The sequence below is a fragment of the Xylophilus sp. GOD-11R genome (assembly GCF_033546935.1).
Lineage (GTDB): Bacteria > Pseudomonadota > Gammaproteobacteria > Burkholderiales > Burkholderiaceae_C > Xylophilus.
The window spans coordinates 813,702-832,399 of the sequence record NZ_CP137854.1 but is presented as its reverse complement, the minus strand read 5'-3'; the positions used below and the strand labels follow the sequence as shown (position 1 = coordinate 832,399).

Genomic DNA, 18,698 nt, shown 5'->3' with positions numbered 1-18,698 from the left:
TCATTGAAAGAGTTCAGGTCCGCCGCGCGGATGCATCGATGTCGAGAGCCAGTACGGAAGACATCGCCTCTCGCGAAAAACGCGCCCTGGTGAATTGTCGCCCTGCAGCACTGACATGCGACCAGTGCGCGTCATCGCGCATGAGTTGCACCACGCCGGCAGCAAGACTGGCTGGATCCTCGGCAACCGGTATCAACTGATCCAGTCCTTCCAGACCCTGCGTTCCAACGGATGTCGTCACCAGCGGCAGTCCGTGATGCAATGCCTCCAACACCTTCCCCTTGACTCCCGCACCGAATCGCAGCGGTACCACGGCCACGCCGGACGTCCGGTAATAAGTCAAAAGATCGGCGTCACTGACATGACCCGTGACGGTGACGGACGGCCCTGCCAGTGCCATGACGGCCTCACTAGGATTGGATCCGACGAGTATCAGGTGGGCATCCGGGATTTCAGCCAGAACGCGGGGAAATATCTCTCTGACCAACCAAAGCGCCGCATCCACGTTGGGCGGATGCCCGAAGCCGGCAACAAACAGGAGTTGATGCCGCTTACGCTCCGCCAGTGGCGCCACCACGGCGCCGTTTTCGAAATAGAACAGCGGCAGCGTGCGAGCAACCACATTGGGCACCACCGCCTGCACTGTCGCGGTTTCGGTGTGCGATGGGTAGTACACGACGTCGACGTCTCGCCAAACCGACTCCTCGGAAATACGTTTTTCTTCTGCCTCGCGTGCCAGGCGAGCGTCCCCCGTCTTTTCGGATTCGCTCATCAGTCGGGCGTGGTGAAGGTCGTGTCCGTAAAACAGAATCTTCGCGCTCGAATGCTTGCGCAAAGGGCCAATATGCTCGAGGGCAACATCGGGCCGGCTTAGCAGTACATAGTCGAGGTCTGCGCCATGTTCCTCTACCCAGGCCCCATATCGCCCGACATATTCATTGCCGTACATCACCTCTATTCCTGCCTGCTGCAGCAGCGTTGCGTAGTGAACGTCATGCCACAAGTTTGCCGGCCAAAATTTGACATTCATCCCCATAGCAACGAGTTGCTGCAACACACACCACATGCTGCGCGAGCCAGCATCTCGGTCTGGTTGAGGAATGTAGTGATCGACGACCAGAATGGTCTTTCGGACAACGGAGCGATCGCGTGCGAGAAACGGATTCACACCATTGATCAGATGTGACTCTTCAAGAACTTCCGCCCATCGCTGACGGAACTTACCTAGGTTAGTTGACTGGTGAAGCTTGACGCCACTGCCGGTATCGGTGCCGTGCGAAATACCTTCGTAATGAATAACAACCGATGCCGGCTGATAAAGAACTTTTTTTCCAATCGACCGAATTCGAAAAGCCAGGTCAGTATCTTCGTAATAGGCAGGCAAATAATGCTCGTCGAAACCGCCGAGCTGGTCCCACACTTCTCGGCGGATAAGAAGCGACGCACCGGAACAATAATCCGATTCCTTGACATAGTTGTAGATGCTCCGCGTCGGGTCGTCCAGGCGCCCAAAGTTCCAGGCGGAAGCATCCTTCCAGACAATTCCCCCGGCTTCCTGCAGACGTCCATCAGGATAGACAAGTTTGGAACCCACCATACCGCAGGACGGGTCGTTGTCGAACAATGCAACCATGCTGTCCAGCCAACCGCTGGTGACCTCGGTATCGTTGTTTAATAAATAGACGTATCGGCCTCGAGACTTCTTGACCGCCGCATTGCACGATCGGAGAAAACCTAAATTTTTTGAATGGGCGACGTAGCGCAAGCCCGGTATTGCTTTCAATTTATCAATGTCGGGATCGCCAGAAGCATCCTCCGCCACCAGCACTTCGATCGAAATCTTCGGTTTATGCCGCGCAATGGACGCAACACATGCCAAGGTGTAAGGCAGGTTACCGTATGTCGGAATGACAATTGATACGTCTGGGGCAGCGACGACATCGAACCGAATCGATCGCAGCAGCTCGGCAAAGCGATTCGCTTCGACCGGTCCATCACCGACTGGACGACTTGAATGAGCAGCCTCACGTTGCCGTTGCCAGACCTCGTAATGCACCATGCCTTTGAAAAGCGGCCCCGCAGTACGATAGACGGCAGCTACAAGGCGCATCTTCATTCGAGGTGAGAGAGGAAGCGCAAGATAAGCCGCTCGCCCCCACCGCATGCAGAAGGGCCTGACAATGTTCCGAATCACAGCCCATTCGCCCCGCATGATGCGGCCCGCCATCCGAATCGGGGCCGATAACTTCCATGACCACGATTGATGGTATTGACGATAACGCGCACTAACCTCGGCAAGCTCGGTCCGCAACGCTTTTATGGTCGCATCGTCGTCCGGCGATTCATCGACAACGACGGGCTCATGACAACTCAGCGCAGCATTTTTTTTCTGATCGTCGAGCTCTTTGCGCGCAAGAGCCAACTCGGCTTCCAGCGACTCCCTGTCGACGTCGAGTTGAAGTGCCCACGCCGAACGATCGTCGAATTCGGCCTGCAATTTGGTGAGACGCTTGGCAGTGGCCGCGGCCTCCTTATCCAGTCGCGACGCCCATTGAAGGTTTCGTCGGTCTTGCTGATAGAGATCTTGACCATCCTCCATGTAAAGGCTCGGCGGCAAATTCGGCAGCAAATCCGCCGTTGCCGCACATATCGCGATGAAATACATGGCGGATTCGCCAAGAGCAGTCTGTTCTACGATGGCGCCTTCTGCCGCGACCAAGGCCTGATACCCTCCGGCACGGCGCACCATGGGAAGCATTGCCGAGGCCGTTATGAAGCGTTGCCCCCAATAAATAACTTCCGGGAACTGGCCACGAATCAGCGTATTTAGTTCGTCGAAATACAACTCTTTGACGTGGAATTCATTCTTATAATCTCGATCATCAGAATAAACTTTCTTATTTGGCGACGAAATGACGAGAAAACCGTCTGAGCGCAATATACGACGCAGCTCGGACACCATTTCAGCCTGATCGGACAGATGTTCAATGGTTTCGAATGAAACCACTACATCGCAAGAAGCATCTGGCAGTGGAATAGCCGTTGCACTGCCGATTTCGAAACGAAGATTTTTATGCGCGCCGTATGTTTCTTTAGCATGTAAAACCGAAGCCTCTGAAATATCGACACCGACCACTTGCTTTGCAAATGGCGCCAACGTGGCCGAGCCATAACCCTCTCCGCACGCAACGTCCACGACATCCTTACCAGAGCATATGGAGCGGATCCATGAATAGCGATGCATGTGTTCGTGGTGGATTTCGCCACCTTCTGTCGGGAGGAAACGTTCGCCGGTAAATTCAATCATGAGGAACAGAAGTTACTGTGATATCCAGCATCGGCAGACCAACCAGACCGTGACGCATGGAAGTATCGGACGCGCGTAGCTGCAGTCCGTCGTGAAGCCAGTGTTGTTGGGTGTGATCGACCTGGGTCCCCGATGCCACCGCCAAGTCGACCGAGTAGGCTCCCGAAGGGAGCACCGGCATTCTGAACTTGAATCGGGCCCTTATTTTTTCACCGGGCACGGCAGAGACCGGTTTTTCCAGATAGGTCTGGAAAGTGTTGTCCCCGAAAAGCCGTTGTCCCAGTCGGTCCTTGAAATAAAAACCGAAGATCATGTTCTCAAGCGGCTCTGAAACAGCGACCGTCATCACCAGTTCGACAATCTCCCCGCCATGGCTGACAGCGAGCGGGCCCCCGTCAGCATCCAGGAAGCAGGCATCGGTGATGAGAGCTCCTCCTGCACCGTAAATGTCCTTCGACTCCTGCGGATCAAAATCAAAATAGGCCACTTGCCCCAAGGCTCCTTGGCTGCGCAGTTTTGCCCATCGTCGGTCATCAATTGCTGTTTCGGGTGCTGCAGCTCTGGAAGGACCAAGCCGATCGTCCTTCACTGCAACTACATGCCCCTGTTCTTTTCGATCCAGCGCATGCTGGTGAGCAAGATAGGCCTCCACCGTCTCCTTGGCCGAACCATCCATGCGGAGTCGCCCCTTGTCCAACCAAATCGCACGCGAACACAACCCGACCACTGCCGCGGTGTCGTGGCTGACGAAAAGCAATGTGCCCCTTTTTTGAAAATCACGCAAAAATCGCATGCATTTTTGCGTGAACCGGACGTCACCTACTGACAGGGCTTCGTCGACCACGAGAACGTCGGCGTCAACGTGCGCTGCAATGGCGAAGGCCAATCGCACATACATTCCGCTCGAATATGTCTTGACCGGCTGATCAATAAATTCACCGATTTCGGCGAAGTCGACGATGGCTTCGTAACGTTCCCGAAGACGTTCGGCACTCATGCCATACAATAAGCCGCTCAGGTACACATTTTCCCGACCGGAAAACTCCGGGTTGAATCCAGCGCCTAACTCAAGCAAAGCGGCAATACGCCCATTGACCGCAATTTCGCCAGAGGTAGGCGTTAGTGTGCGACATATAAGCTGTAAAAGGGTCGATTTGCCCGACCCATTTTGACCAATGATCGCCAGTGTTTCACCGGAATTTACTGAAACGCTAACATCCCGCAGCGCCCAAAACTCTTTGAAATATTTTATCGGCTCCCGACCAGTCCAGCGCCTCACACGGGAGAAAATCATCTGACGCAACCTATCTCGGGGTTGCGTATAAACCTCGTATCTCTTGCTGAGATTCGTGATTTCAATAATTGAAAATTCAGAGGACATCAGCGAAACCAGAGCGAAGTCGCTGAAATACCGTCAGCCCGCACGCAGCAACCAAGAATGAAACCGCGGTGTAAACGCACCATCCCACCCAATCCACAGGCTGGCCCCAAATTGCAACGGCGCGAACCTGCTCGACCACGAAGGTCAATGGATTTAAATAAAGAATCGCACGGAACCGGTCCGGAACCGATTGAAGAGGATAGAAAATCGGGGCTAAAAACATTAACACAGACGACATTAATCCCATGAGCTGCCCTATGTCGCGCAAGTACACACCCAAGGCCGCCACAACCCAGACAACGCCTGCGACCATGAGCGCGAAAGGCGCAATTAGCACGGGCATCCACAAAATTCCTATCGACAATGATCCCTGCATGAATGCGACCGCAACCAAAAAAATAAAAATCGAAATCAATGTGTGAAAAAGCGCACTACCAACTGTGACCCAAGCAAGGCAGTGAAGTGGAAAAATTACTTTTTTAACAAAATTTGTCTGCCCCACAATCAAGGTAGGGGCCTTGTTAATACATTCTGCTATCAACGTGTGAAGCATTACACCGGCAAATATCACGACCGAAAACTCGATTGGACTTGCAGCATCAGAGCGCCAACGCGACTTGAAGACGTAACCGAAAATAAAGGTGTAAATCGCGAGCATCAAAAGTGGATTTACAAATGTCCACAGCACTCCAAGAAAAGAGCCGCGATATCGGCCAGATATTTCCCGCCTCACCAATTGCACGATCAAATGGCGATTTACCAGCAACGACCGCAATACGTCAGTCGGCCTCATGAAACGCATTCATTGTGTACAACATGTAATAACTCCCTGCAATTTGCTCGATGGAAAGAGCGCCGTCATTCATATTTTTTTGAAATTATGACATGCAGACATGATGATGACGCTAGACGCTAACGTGCTCGCCTTGTAGAGGCAATTGTCAAAAGGCCGTCGAATATCAATGTATCCACCAACTCAACAGCACACAGCATGTGCGGAGCCATCTTCCAGCCTGCGCCGCCACTCATAATGCAAAGCGGTTCCGTGCATGGAGATTGCAGTCGAAGATGCTTCAGCATTCGTTGAACTGCACCTGCAATGGCATAGGTTCCGCCACTCGTAAGCGCGTCGCTGGTATTTGTGGGAAAGGTACGGACTTCCCCCGTCGGAACATGCAGTCCCGCAGTTCCGCTCTCCAGTGCCCGCAACATGATGCCGTGGCCAGGAAGGATCAGCCCACCTAGAAAACGACCATTGGCGTCCAGCGCATCGACAGTTACAGCTGTTCCGACCATCACGACAATCAAGGGGCTTGTTCGTCCGCTCGCCAACATGCGTTGACGCGCACCGATCATGGCAACCCAGCGATCGGGGCCAAGACGGGAAGGATGCTCGTAGCCATTACTGACGCCTGCCTCCGACGCCGTGGCGACAACCCAGCGAGGTGTCGTGTCCCATATCTCCATCTGCTCTTCAACAAGCCGACGGACAGCGTCACCCGCCACGATGCATCCAAGAATTTCGTGTGGAATCGGCAGTATCGACCAAGCCCCCTCGGCCAAGCGATCGATATGCTCCAAAAATTCGACGCCGTGAGCAATGGGCGCTCTTCCTGGTTCCCCGTCGGCATAGCAAGCCCATTTGAGCCTAGTATTTCCAACATCTACCGCAAGAAAAGTCATGGTCGACCTCGTCAGCGTCAAAACCCAGCCATGAGAGAAAGCCGGTACTCTTTGCGCTGGTGTATAGACAAAAGCCCCTCAACCAAAACGATTGAGGGGCTATTGCGGGCTGTAATAGCCTGACGATGACCTACTTTCACACGGGAACCCGCACTATCATCGGCGCGGAGTCGTTTCACTGTCCTGTTCGGGATGGGAAGGAGTGGTACCAACTCGCTATGGTCATCAGGCATAAAGGGTTGCCGTCCTGGTTTTTATGTCAGGACGGCGAATTCATAGAGTTTGGAATCAGCTTGAGGTATTTTGATTACGTCTTGGCATAACACCTTGAATCTAATTTTGGTCAGATCAAAGTTATAGGGTCAAGCCGCACGAGCAATTAGTATCAGTTAGCTTAACGCATTACTGCGCTTCCACACCTGACCTATCAACGTCCTGGTCTAGAACGACTCTTCAGGGGGCTCAAGGCCCCGGCAGATCTCATCTTGAAACGAGTTTCCCGCTTAGATGCTTTCAGCGGTTATCTCTTCCGCACTTAGCTACTCGGCAATGCCACTGGCGTGACAACCGATACACCAGAGGTGCGTCCACTCCGGTCCTCTCGTACTAGGAGCAGGCTTCCTCAAATCTGCAGCGCCCACGGAAGATAGGGACCAAACTGTCTCACGACGTTTTAAACCCAGCTCACGTACCTCTTTAAATGGCGAACAGCCATACCCTTGGGACCGGCTACAGCCCCAGGATGAGATGAGCCGACATCGAGGTGCCAAACACCGCCGTCGATATGAACTCTTGGGCGGTATCAGCCTGTTATCCCCAGAGTACCTTTTATCCGTTGAGCGATGGCCCTTCCATACAGAACCACCGGATCACTATGTCCTGCTTTCGCATCTGCTCGACTTGTCAGTCTCGCAGTTAAGCACGCTTATGCCATTGCACTATCGTCACGATGTCCGACCGTAACTAGCGTACCTTCGAACTCCTCCGTTACGCTTTGGGAGGAGACCGCCCCAGTCAAACTGCCTACCATGCACTGTCCCCGATCCAGATAATGGACCTAGGTTAGAACCTCAAACGCACCAGGGTGGTATTTCAACGTTGGCTCCACAAGATCTAGCGACCCTGCTTCAAAGCCTCCCACCTATCCTACACAGATCCGTTCAAAGTCCAATACAAAGCTACAGTAAAGGTTCATGGGGTCTTTCCGTCTTTCCGCGGGGAGATTGCATCATCACAAACATTTCAACTTCGCTGAGTCTCGGGAGGAGACAGTGTGGCCATCGTTACGCCATTCGTGCAGGTCGGAACTTACCCGACAAGGAATTTCGCTACCTTAGGACCGTTATAGTTACGGCCGCCGTTTACTGGGACTTCAATCAAGAGCTTGCACCCCATCATTTAATCTTCCAGCACCGGGCAGGCGTCACACCCTATACGTCCACTTTCGTGTTTGCAGAGTGCTGTGTTTTTAATAAACAGTCGCAGCCACCGATTTTTTGCAACCTCATTGGGCTCCAGGAGTAAATCCCTTCACCTACTAAAGGCACACCTTCTTCCGAAGTTACGGTGTCAATTTGCCGAGTTCCTTCTCCCGAGTTCTCTCAAGCGCCTTAGAATACTCATCTCGCGCACCAGTGTCGGTTTGCGGTACGGTCGTCAATAGCTGAAGCTTAGTGGCTTTTCCTGGAAGCAGGGTATCACTCACTTCGTCTGCAAGCAGACTCGTTATCACCCCTCATCTAAGCCCGGCGGATTTGCCTACCAGGCACGACTACAGGCTTGAACCAACATGTCCAACAGTTGGCTGAGCTAACCTTCTCCGTCCCCACATCGCACTATTGATCGGTACAGGAATATTGACCTGTTTCCCATCAGCTACGCATCTCTGCCTCGCCTTAGGGGCCGACTCACTCTACGCCGATGAACGTTGCGTAGAAAACCTTGCGCTTACGGCGAGGGGGCTTTTCACCCCCTTTAACGCTACTCATGTCAGCATTCGCACTTCTGATACCTCCAGCATCCTTTACAAGACACCTTCACAGGCCTACAGAACGCTCTCCTACCACGTGCAATAAATTGCACATCCGCAGCTTCGGTAACTGGCTTAGCCCCGTTACATCTTCCGCGCAGGACGACTCGATCAGTGAGCTATTACGCTTTCTTTAAATGATGGCTGCTTCTAAGCCAACATCCTGACTGTTTTAGCCTTCCCACTTCGTTTCCCACTTAGCCAATTTTAGGGACCTTAGCTGGCGGTCTGGGTTGTTTCCCTCTTGAGTCCGGACGTTAGCACCCGGTGCTCTGTCTCCCGCGCTGTACTCTTCGGTATTCGGAGTTTGCCTTGGTTTGGTAAGTCGCCATGACCCCCTAGCCAAAACAGTGCTCTACCCCCGAAGGTAATACGCGAGGCACTACCTAAATAGTTTTCGGAGAGAACCAGCTATTTCCAAGTTTGTTTAGCCTTTCACCCCTATCCACAGCTCATCCGCTAGTTTTGCAACACTAGTCGGTTCGGACCTCCAGTACCTGTTACGGCACCTTCATCCTGGCCATGGATAGATCACTTGGTTTCGGGTCTACACCCAGCGACTGGACGCCCTATTCGGACTCGATTTCTCTACGGCTTCCCTATTCGGTTAACCTTGCCACTGAATGTAAGTCGCTGACCCATTATACAAAAGGTACGCAGTCACCCTTGCGGGCTCCTACTTTTTGTAAGCATGCGGTTTCAGGATCTATTTCACTCCCCTCCCGGGGTTCTTTTCGCCTTTCCCTCACGGTACTAGTTCACTATCGGTCGATGATGAGTATTTAGCCTTGGAGGATGGTCCCCCCATATTCAGACAGGATTACACGTGTCCCGCCCTACTTGTCGCTGGCCTAGTACCACACGTCTCTTTTCGCATACAGGGCTATCACCTGCTATGGCCGACCTTTCCAGATCGTTTTGCTAAGAATCGTGCTATCACCAGCAGGCTCTTCCGATTTCGCTCGCCACTACTTTCGGAATCTCGGTTGATGTCTTTTCCTCGAGCTACTGAGATGTTTCAGTTCACCCGGTTCGCCTCGCATGACTATGTATTCATCATGCGATACCCCTGAGGGTGGGTTTCCCCATTCGGAAATCTCCGGATCAAAGCTAATTTGCCAGCTCCCCGAAGCTTATCGCAGGCTATCACGTCCTTCGTCGCCTATCATCGCCAAGGCATCCACCACATGCTCTTATTCACTTGACCCTATAACTTTGACGTCTCTTGTCGAAACTCCAAAATCATTCTTCAAGGAATTGCCAGGTCTTTCACCTGGCGCGTTATGCCGTATGAAGCCTTGCGGCCTCGATACTTCGAATTTTTCAGACTTGCTGAATATTCGTTTTGACGCAATCAAAAATTCATGTTGCCGACGGCACGGTTGAGGCCTTGACCTCATTTCCGCCGACAACGCTGATTCGACTCTATGAATTTTTAAAGAACAGCCGATTGATCGCACTATCGCGATCAACAACAAAGCAGCCTCTTGCAAAGCTACTTTGGTGTTGAACCAATCTTCGATAACCCGACAACGCCTGCTTCTCGCAGACCTCGCCGACATGGTGTTTGGTGGAGGATGACGGGATCGAACCGACGACCCCCTGCTTGCAAAGCAGGTGCTCTCCCAGCTGAGCTAATCCCCCCAGGTCTGCCGACATGCACTCATTCGCGCACACACAGATATATCCCATCCAGCAGAAAGACTTGGTGGGTCTAGTTGGGCTCGAACCAACGACCCCCGCCTTATCAAGACGGTGCTCTAACCAGCTGAGCTACAGACCCATCGTCGATCTACTCGACTCTTCCAACAACCGATAAGTGTGGGCGTTCAATAACGCTAGAACTTGCTAGTTTTTCCAGAAAGGAGGTGATCCAGCCGCACCTTCCGATACGGCTACCTTGTTACGACTTCACCCCAGTCACGAACCCTGCCGTGGTAATCGCCCTCCTTACGGTTAGGCTAACTACTTCTGGCAGAACCCGCTCCCATGGTGTGACGGGCGGTGTGTACAAGACCCGGGAACGTATTCACCGCGACATTCTGATCCGCGATTACTAGCGATTCCGACTTCACGCAGTCGAGTTGCAGACTGCGATCCGGACTACGACTGGCTTTATGGGATTAGCTCCCCCTCGCGGGTTGGCAACCCTCTGTACCAGCCATTGTATGACGTGTGTAGCCCCACCTATAAGGGCCATGAGGACTTGACGTCATCCCCACCTTCCTCCGGTTTATCACCGGCAGTCTCATTAGAGTGCCCTTTCGTAGCAACTAATGACAAGGGTTGCGCTCGTTGCGGGACTTAACCCAACATCTCACGACACGAGCTGACGACAGCCATGCAGCACCTGTGTTACGGTTCTCTTTCGAGCACTGAACCATCTCTGGTAAATTCCGTACATGTCAAAGGTGGGTAAGGTTTTTCGCGTTGCATCGAATTAAACCACATCATCCACCGCTTGTGCGGGTCCCCGTCAATTCCTTTGAGTTTCAACCTTGCGGCCGTACTCCCCAGGCGGTCAACTTCACGCGTTAGCTTCGTTACTGAGTCAATGAAGACCCAACAACCAGTTGACATCGTTTAGGGCGTGGACTACCAGGGTATCTAATCCTGTTTGCTCCCCACGCTTTCGTGCATGAGCGTCAGTGCAGGCCCAGGGGATTGCCTTCGCCATCGGTGTTCCTCCGCATATCTACGCATTTCACTGCTACACGCGGAATTCCATCCCCCTCTGCCGCACTCCAGCAATGCAGTCACAAATGCAGTTCCCAGGTTGAGCCCGGGGATTTCACATCTGTCTTACATTACCGCCTGCGCACGCTTTACGCCCAGTAATTCCGATTAACGCTTGCACCCTACGTATTACCGCGGCTGCTGGCACGTAGTTAGCCGGTGCTTATTCTTACGGTACCGTCATGGGCCCTCTGTATTAAAGAAGACCTTTTCGTTCCGTACAAAAGCAGTTTACAACCCGAAGGCCTTCATCCTGCACGCGGCATGGCTGGATCAGGCTTGCGCCCATTGTCCAAAATTCCCCACTGCTGCCTCCCGTAGGAGTCTGGGCCGTGTCTCAGTCCCAGTGTGGCTGGTCGTCCTCTCAGACCAGCTACAGATCGCAGGCTTGGTGAGCCTTTACCCCACCAACTACCTAATCTGCCATCGGCCGCTCCGTCCGCGCGAGGTCTTGCGATCCCCCGCTTTCATCCGTAGATCGTATGCGGTATTAGCACAGCTTTCGCTGCGTTATCCCCCACGATCGGGCACGTTCCGATGTATTACTCACCCGTTCGCCACTCGTCAGCATCCGAAGACCTGTTACCGTTCGACTTGCATGTGTAAGGCATGCCGCCAGCGTTCAATCTGAGCCAGGATCAAACTCTACAGTTCGATCTTGATTGTTTACTCATAAAAACGGAATTGAAGTGACTTCACTTCTATTCTCATGAGCGTTTGATGAGAGTCAATGAAGACTCTCTGGTTCTGTGAACCTTGGCAAGTCCGCCTCTCAAACGCCCACGCTTATCGGCTGTAGATTTTTAAAGATTCCTGCCGAACAAACCAGCTCAATACTGCTTCATTCAACTTGCTTAGCTGCGATCAGCGAAGCCTTAGATTCTAACACGTTTTTTAAAAGAGTGTCAAACTTTTTTGACTTTCGTCGCCTGCCGGAAATCTTGATTCGCCTCTCAGATCGACCAGCCAGATTACCTGACCAACCCACCTGATTAACTCTCCAGCACTTCCAGCTGAGCCTCGAATTCTATACCGAATTTTTCGATCCGGTCAATCAAGTCGCAGAATTTTTTTCAAACCCCGCACAACCCAACCAACCACCGAAATCTCCAGCCACAAAAGCCTCGACCCGACTGCTCAGCACAATCGCTGCATCCACTTGAAGAACGCCGCTCATCTGCTGAGCCTGTGACTATAGCATGACTTTTGACAGCTTCCAGCAGATTGTGTCGTTGGACAGATCGACACCCGGGATAATCCCCCCATGGCCCTCCTCACACTGCTCGACGCACAACTCGCCTTCGGGCACGTTCCCTTACTAGATCATGCGGACTTCGCCCTGGAGACAACCGAACGTGTCGGACTGATCGGCCGCAACGGCGCCGGCAAGTCCTCCATGCTCAAGATCCTCGGCGGCCTGGAGAAAGCTGACGATGGTAGCTATCAGGTACAGCGCGGCATCCGCATCGCCTATGTAATGCAGGAGCCGGTGCTCGAGGCATCGGCGACGATCTTCGAAGCGGTCTCGCAAGGCATCGCCCCGGCCATTGCCGCGCGGGAGCGCTATCTGTCCGGCGACCCGGACGCCGATCTCGACCTGCTCCAACAAGAGATCGAGGCGTACGACGCCTGGAACTGGGAACAACGCGTCGACGAAACACTCGATCGCCTGCATCTGGCGGCCGATGCCGTCGTTTCGACGCTATCCGGCGGCATGCGCAAGCGAGTGGCGCTCGCCCAGGCTCTGGTGGCACGACCCGATGTACTCCTGCTCGACGAGCCGACCAACCATCTGGATCTCGATGCGATCGAGTGGCTGGAAACCCTGCTCATCGACTTCAAGGGCAGCATCGTCACCATCACCCATGACCGCTCCTTCCTCGACCGTGTCGCCACCCGCATCGTCGAACTTGACCGCGGCAAGCTCCGCTCCTACCCGGGCAACTTCGCCGCTTACCTGACACAAAAGGACGAACAGCTCGCCCAGGAAGCCGTCATCAACGCCAAGGCCGACAAGCTGCTCGCCCAGGAAGAGATCTGGATCCGCAAGGGCGTGGAAGCGCGGCGCACCCGCAGCCAGAGCCGTATCGAGCGCCTCAAAGTCTTGCGCGGACAACGCAGTGCCCGCCGCGACTCTCAAGGTCGCGTCAACATGGATGTCGCCGCCGGCCAGCAGTCCGGAAAGATCGTGGCGGAGCTGACCGACGTCGGCAAGCGCTACGGCGACCGCGACATCGTCAAGGGTTTCACCGGCACCATTCTGCGGGGCGACAAGATCGGCCTCGTCGGCTCCAACGGCGCCGGCAAGACGACCTTGCTCAAGATGATTCTGGGCCAGCTCGCCCCCGACACCGGCAAGGTGCGCCAGGGCGCCAACCTGGAGATCGCCTATTTCGACCAGATGCGCGACGGCCTGAACCTCGACGCCACGCTCGAGGACTTCATCAGCCCCGGCAGCGAGTGGATCGAGATCGGCAACCAGCGCAAGCACGTCAAGAGCTACCTGTCCGACTTCCTCTTCTCCCCTGCCCGCGCCGCCTCGCCGGTGCGCTCGCTGTCCGGTGGCGAACGCAACCGCCTGCTGCTTGCACGGCTCTTCGCGCGGCCGGTCAATGTGCTGGTGCTCGACGAACCCACCAACGATCTGGATATCGACACGTTGGAGCTACTCGAAGACCTCCTCCAGAACTACGACGGCACCGTGTTCCTGGTCAGCCATGACCGGACCTTCCTCGACAACGTCGTCACCAGCCTGCTGGTGGCCGAAGGTGACGGCCTTTGGCGCGAGTACGAAGGCGGCGTGCAGGATTGGCTGACGCAATCCCGCCGCGCCAGGGAGATTGCCCAGAAACAATCGGCCGCATCTCCCACGCCTCCGACCGCCACCAAGGCCGTACCGGCCGCAGCGCCGGCGCCAACAGCGCCCGACGCCAAACGCAAGCTCAGCTACAAAGAACAGCGCGAGCTCGACGAATTGCCGCAAAAAGTCGCGGCACTCGAAGCGGAGCAAAAGGAAATCGCCGCATCGCTGGACGATGGCTCGCTTTACGCCACCGACGCCAAACGCGCAGCAGCGCTGGCCGAACGCACGGCGCAGATCGACGACATGCTGCTGCAGGCGCTCGACCGCTGGAGTGCGCTGTCGGCTTGAGGCCTGTGGCGGCTGGCGCGCCGTCCGACAGACGCGGCGGTGGTGGCCGCCTAAATTCGATCCACCGTTTTTGGGTTGCACTCCGCTGTATCAATGCCTGTCGCGTCCGCCCAGCCCTCCCGCATGCGCAGGGCCGGCTCCTTTCTCTGCCACGGTCTAGCCGTGATGGTTCTCTCAGCGCTGCTACCCGGGTGCGCCGGCCTGCCGGCCAACAACGGGCGAACGCCTTCCCAGGCGCTCGCCGACCCATCCGGTACCACGCTTTCCAGACACGCGCAATCGGGCGCGCCCGCCGACACCGCCGCGCGTCACCGCGCAGGCTTCCGGCTGCTGGGCAATGCCGAGGACGCCTACGCGAGCCGCCTGGCACTCATCGACGCCGCCGAGAAGACGCTCGACCTGCAGTACTACAGCATCCACTACGACAGCTCCACCGACGAGTTGCTGCACCGCCTTCGCCAGGCAGCACTGCGCGGTGTGCGCGTGCGCATCCTGATCGACGACTTCAACGCCGCCGGCGACAACGCCGAAGTGCTGCGCATGGACGAAGTCCCCAACATCGAAGTGCGGCTGTTCAATCCGGTCATGGGGCCACGGAGCTGGCAGGCCGGCCGATTGATCGGCGCGATGTTCGACTTCCAGCGCATCCAGCAGCGCATGCATAACAAGGCTTTCATCGCCGACAACGCGCTGGCCGTCACCGGCGGGCGCAACCTGGGTGACGACTATTTCGGCCATGGCAGCACCAGCAATTTTCTCGACCTCGACATCCTGGTGGCCGGCGACATCGTGCGGCAGATCTCCGGCACCTTCGACGCGTATTGGAACGACCCAGTTGCCTATCCTGCAGCCGCCCTGCTGACGCCCCGCGAGCGAGCGCGCATCGACGAACAGCGCGCCGATCGCACGGCCGACTCCGCGCCGCCTCCGCAGTCGGAGCAATCGGCACCGGCAGCGCCCGGCGGGCTGCCCCCCAAAGTACCGCCGCCATCGGTGCCCGCCGCCGCCGGCGTGGCCAGCGAGATCGAGCAGGGCACGCTGCAACTGGTGTGGGCGCCGGCGACCTACGTGGCCGACCAGCCCACCAAGATCAGCGGCGACGAGCCTGACGACGAAGAAGAGACCGTGGTCGACGGACTGGTCAACCTCATCCAGCGCGCGCAGGCCGATCTGCTCATCGTGTCGCCCTACTTCGTTCCCGGCGCGGACATGATGAAAGCGTTCGAAGGCATTCGCCAACGCGGCGTGCGGGTGCGCGTGCTGACCAATTCGCTCGCCTCGAACGACGCGCCGCTCGCCCATGTCGGCTATGCGCGCTATCGCAAGGCCTTGCTCGCCATCGGCGTGGAACTCTACGAGCTACGCGCCAGCGGCGACACCGACCGCCGTCTGCTCGGCTCCACACCCCAGGGCCGATCGAGCCTGCACGCCAAGACCCTGGTGATGGACGACCGGCTGCTGGTCGTCGGCACCATGAACCTCGACATGCGCTCGGCGCTGCAAAACACCGAAGCCGGTATCGTGATCCGCAACCGAGCGATGTCGGCCGAGCTCACCGCCGGCATCGAAAAGACGCTGCTCCGCAGCTACCACGTCGAACTGCAGGACGGTGTGCTGGTCTGGCATCCACCAGCCGACGACACCGCGCGCGCCGGTCAGCTCCTGCGCTCGGAGCCCGATGCGAGCACCGGTCTCAAGCTGCTGGTGAACATCGCCGGGCCATTCGCGCCGGACGAAATGCTCTGAATCAGATCCGGTGGCGGACCTCGCCGCCGGACTTCAGGCGCAGCAGCAAGGCACCCGCGATCTGGTCGAGCGGCAACACCTCGTGGGCCGCCCCGTGCGCGATGGCTTCGCGCGGCATGCCGAAGACGATGCAGCTGGCCTCGTCCTGCACGTAGTTGTAGCTGCCGGCGTCCTTCATCTCGCGCATCGCCTTGGCGCCGTCGGCACCCATGCCGGTCAGCATGATGGCGTAGGCATTGCGGCCGGCGTGTCGCGCCGCCGACTGGAACAGCACCTCCACCGAGGGCCGATGGCGGTTTACCGGCTCGGCGTCTTCCACCACCGCCACGTAGTTGGCCCCGCTGCGACCGATGCTGAACTGCTTGCCGCCTGGCGCGATGTACGCATGCCCCGGCAGGATGCGCTCGCCATTCACCGCCTCCTTCACCGAGATCGCGCACAGCCCATCGAGCCGCGCCGCGAAGCTGGCGGTAAAACCCGGCGGCATGTGCTGGGTGATCGCGATGGCCGGGCAGTCCGCCGGAAGATCCACCAGGATCTGGCGAATGGCTTCGGTGCCACCGGTCGAGGCACCGATGAAGATAAGTTTCTCGGTCGACACCCGGCCGAGCAAGGCACTGCTGCTCGGCGGCGCGACGGGCGCAGCAGCGTTGGCAGGATGCGCAGCGGGTGCGGGTGCTGCCAAGGCCGGCGCGCGCCGCACCTTGGCCTTGGACGCGATGCGGATCTTCTCCACGATCTGCTCGGCCAGATCCTTCAATCCGCTCGCCACCCCCACGCGCGGCTTGGCCACGAAATCGACCGCGCCCAGCTCCAGCGCCCGCATGGTCACCTCGGCACCGCGATCGGTCAGCGTGGAGATCATCACCACCGGCATCGGTCGCAGCCGCATCAGCCGGCCCAGGAAGTCGATGCCGTCCATGCGGGGCATTTCCACGTCGAGCGTAATGACGTCCGGGTTGCGCTCGCGGATCATCTCGCGCGCGATCAAGGGGTCGTTGGCCGTGCCGATACAGGCCATGTCGGGCTGGCGGTTGATGATCTCGGCCAGCAGGCTGCGCACCAGGGCCGAGTCGTCGACGACGATCACGCTGATCTTGTTCATGCTCAACGAATGCGGATTCGAAATGCGGAGGATCAGAACAGGTCGACCGACCCGCCCGAGGTGGTCTGCGCCACCGTGGCCGCGTTGCCGCGCCGTTCCTGGCTGAGCAGCGATTCGGGATGCGCGTGCGCCAGCCGCTTGACCATCGCCTTGCCGGTCGTCGGAAAGAAACAGACCTTGCGCGGATGGATGTCCAGCACGTCTTCGGCCAGCAGCGGAATGCGCTCGGTGCGCAGGTATTCCTGCACGAAGCTGGTATTGCGCTCGCCCACGTTCATGGTGGTGAAACCGGCCATCACCTGCGCGCCGCCGAAGATCTTGGCCTGCAGGTTCTCGCGACGGGCGCCGGCCTTCATCATCTCGTTGATCAGCAGTTCCATCGCGTAGGAGCCATAACGGCCGGAGACATCGGCCGCATCGCTCTCGGGCAGCATGAAATGGTTCATGCCGCCGATGCCTGCGCGGCTGTCCCACAGACACGCGGCAATGCAGGAGCCGAGCACCGTCATGATGACCAGCTGCTCGTTGGAGACGAAGTATTCGCCCGGCAGCACTTTCACCGCATTGAACTGGAAGTGGTGGTCGAAGTAGAAGAACGAAGCCTCGCCCGGCTTGCGCCGCGCCGCCTTCAGCAGTTCCAGCGACGAGCCCCCGCCCCGCACCGCGGGCGCGCTGCGCGCCAGTGCGTCAGCGGCGTTCATAGACCGTCTTTCCGCGCAGCGTGAACAGGTCGCGCGAGTCGCTGAAATTCTCGGCATGGCCGACGAACAGCATGCCGCCCGGCTTGAGCACGCGGTGGATGCGTTCGAGCACGCGGCGCTGGGTGGGTGCGTCGAAATAGATCATCACGTTCCGGCAGAACACCGCATCGAAAGGCTCGCGAAACGGCCAGTCGTCGCGGATCAGGTTGACACTCAAAAAGTCGATGGCCGCGCGCAGCTCCGGGCGTATGCGCACCATGCCGGCATTGCCGTTCTTGCCCCGCAGAAAGAAACGCTGCAGCCGCGCCTGCGATATGCCCTTGAGCCCGTCGGCGCGGTACACACCGTTGGCCGCCTGCGCCAGCACCTTCGAATCGATGTCGCTGGCCGTCAGCCGAAACGACGCCGGGTTGCCGAGCGACTCGAAGGCCGTCATCACGATGGAGTAAGGCTCCTCGCCGGTCGACGCCGCGTTGCACCACACGCTCCACGGCCCGTTCGGCCGGGCGGCCAACAGGCTGGCGAAGATCTCGAAGTGATGCTGCTCGCGGAAGAACGAGGTGAGGTTGGTGGTGAGCGCGTTGACGAACTCCTGCCACTCGCCTTCGCCGTCGCGGGTTTCGAGCCAGCCGAGGTAGTCGCTGAAGCTCGAATGGCCGGTCTCGCGCAGCCGGCGCGAAAGCCGGCTGTAGACCATCGCATGCTTGCCCGCGTGCAGGTCGATGCCGGCACGCTCGTAGATCAGCGAACGGACGCGGTCGAAGTCGCGGTCGGTCCAGACGAACTCCCGGTTCGGGGCCGGCACGCCGCCGGGGGCCGGCGGGGGAGCAGTGCGTTCGCGCAGGGCGGGCATGGGCGC

Annotated in this window: 9 protein-coding genes, 2 tRNA genes and 3 rRNA genes; 2 read left to right on the top strand and 12 right to left on the bottom strand. The window is 57.2% G+C overall.

Annotation, left to right across the window (positions count from 1 at the left end; all coding sequences use genetic code 11):
• Positions 1–13: 13 nt before the first annotated feature.
• From R9X41_RS03915 to R9X41_RS03875, 9 genes are all read right to left on the bottom strand, one after another.
• On the bottom strand, positions 14–3,307 hold the full coding sequence (locus tag R9X41_RS03915; RefSeq protein WP_318633583.1) for a glycosyltransferase: 3,294 nt from the start codon (positions 3,305–3,307) through the stop codon (positions 14–16).
• Complete coding sequence (locus R9X41_RS03910) at positions 3,300–4,688, bottom strand: ABC transporter ATP-binding protein (protein WP_318633582.1); 1,389 nt, start codon at positions 4,686–4,688, stop codon at positions 3,300–3,302. Before R9X41_RS03910 ends, R9X41_RS03915 begins: the two co-directional genes overlap by 8 nt.
• Positions 4,678–5,481, bottom strand: a complete 804-nt coding sequence (locus R9X41_RS03905) for an ABC transporter permease (protein ID WP_318633581.1) — start codon at positions 5,479–5,481, stop codon at positions 4,678–4,680. Before R9X41_RS03905 ends, R9X41_RS03910 begins: the two co-directional genes overlap by 11 nt.
• A 119-nt stretch (positions 5,482–5,600) precedes the next feature.
• A complete protein-coding gene (locus tag R9X41_RS03900) occupies positions 5,601–6,371 on the bottom strand; it encodes a type III pantothenate kinase (protein ID WP_318633580.1) in 771 nt (256 codons plus the stop codon).
• A gap of 117 nt (positions 6,372–6,488) precedes the next feature.
• Positions 6,489–6,601 (bottom strand): 5S ribosomal RNA (gene rrf, locus R9X41_RS03895).
• A gap of 128 nt (positions 6,602–6,729) precedes the next feature.
• Positions 6,730–9,607 (bottom strand): 23S ribosomal RNA (locus R9X41_RS03890).
• A 361-nt stretch (positions 9,608–9,968) separates the two neighbouring features.
• Positions 9,969–10,044 (bottom strand) — tRNA-Ala (locus R9X41_RS03885).
• Positions 10,045–10,106: 62 nt separating this feature from the next.
• Positions 10,107–10,183: transfer RNA gene (locus tag R9X41_RS03880), tRNA-Ile, on the bottom strand.
• Between the two features lie 78 nt (positions 10,184–10,261).
• Positions 10,262–11,790: ribosomal RNA gene (locus R9X41_RS03875) — 16S ribosomal RNA — on the bottom strand.
• The 16S, 23S and 5S rRNA genes sit together here with 2 tRNA genes alongside, the layout of an rRNA operon.
• A gap of 610 nt (positions 11,791–12,400) precedes the next feature.
• Here R9X41_RS03875 and R9X41_RS03870 point away from each other — a divergent pair.
• Positions 12,401–14,287, top strand: a complete 1,887-nt coding sequence (locus tag R9X41_RS03870; protein WP_318633579.1) for an ATP-binding cassette domain-containing protein — start codon at positions 12,401–12,403, stop codon at positions 14,285–14,287.
• A 165-nt stretch (positions 14,288–14,452) separates the two neighbouring features.
• The gene (locus R9X41_RS03865; RefSeq protein WP_318635143.1) at positions 14,453–16,033 is read left to right on the top strand and encodes a phospholipase D-like domain-containing protein; all 1,581 of its coding nucleotides are present in this window, start codon (positions 14,453–14,455) and stop codon (positions 16,031–16,033) included.
• A 1-nt stretch (position 16,034) separates the two neighbouring features.
• On the opposite strand, the gene R9X41_RS03860 is transcribed toward R9X41_RS03865, so the two are convergent.
• Genes R9X41_RS03860 through R9X41_RS03850 form a run of 3 tightly spaced genes read right to left on the bottom strand, consistent with a single transcriptional unit; the run spans position 16,035 to position 18,692 of the window.
• Positions 16,035–17,138: a protein-glutamate methylesterase/protein-glutamine glutaminase gene (locus R9X41_RS03860; protein WP_318633578.1), complete on the bottom strand. Its 1,104-nt coding sequence runs from the start codon at positions 17,136–17,138 to the stop codon at positions 16,035–16,037.
• A 32-nt stretch (positions 17,139–17,170) separates the two neighbouring features.
• Complete coding sequence (gene cheD / locus R9X41_RS03855; RefSeq protein ID WP_318633577.1) at positions 17,171–17,839, bottom strand: chemoreceptor glutamine deamidase CheD; 669 nt, start codon at positions 17,837–17,839, stop codon at positions 17,171–17,173.
• Complete coding sequence (locus R9X41_RS03850) at positions 17,826–18,692, bottom strand: CheR family methyltransferase (protein WP_318633576.1); 867 nt, start codon at positions 18,690–18,692, stop codon at positions 17,826–17,828. The genes cheD and R9X41_RS03850 overlap by 14 nt, the downstream gene beginning before the upstream one ends.
• Between the last annotated feature and the right edge of the window lie 6 nt (positions 18,693–18,698).

Coding starts and splice junctions, on each gene's coding strand:
- R9X41_RS03915 (WP_318633583.1), bottom strand. CDS start 3,307: ATGATTGAATTTACCGGCGAACGTTTCCTCCCGACAGAAGGTGGCGAA.
- R9X41_RS03850 (WP_318633576.1), bottom strand. CDS start 18,692: ATGCCCGCCCTGCGCGAACGCACTGCTCCCCCGCCGGCCCCCGGCGGC.
- cheD (WP_318633577.1), bottom strand. CDS start 17,839: ATGAACGCCGCTGACGCACTGGCGCGCAGCGCGCCCGCGGTGCGGGGC.
- R9X41_RS03860 (WP_318633578.1), bottom strand. CDS start 17,138: ATGAACAAGATCAGCGTGATCGTCGTCGACGACTCGGCCCTGGTGCGC.
- R9X41_RS03910 (WP_318633582.1), bottom strand. CDS start 4,688: ATGTCCTCTGAATTTTCAATTATTGAAATCACGAATCTCAGCAAGAGA.
- R9X41_RS03905 (WP_318633581.1), bottom strand. CDS start 5,481: ATGAGGCCGACTGACGTATTGCGGTCGTTGCTGGTAAATCGCCATTTG.
- R9X41_RS03870 (WP_318633579.1), top strand. CDS start 12,401: ATGGCCCTCCTCACACTGCTCGACGCACAACTCGCCTTCGGGCACGTT.
- R9X41_RS03865 (WP_318635143.1), top strand. CDS start 14,453: ATGGTTCTCTCAGCGCTGCTACCCGGGTGCGCCGGCCTGCCGGCCAAC.
- R9X41_RS03900 (WP_318633580.1), bottom strand. CDS start 6,371: ATGACTTTTCTTGCGGTAGATGTTGGAAATACTAGGCTCAAATGGGCT.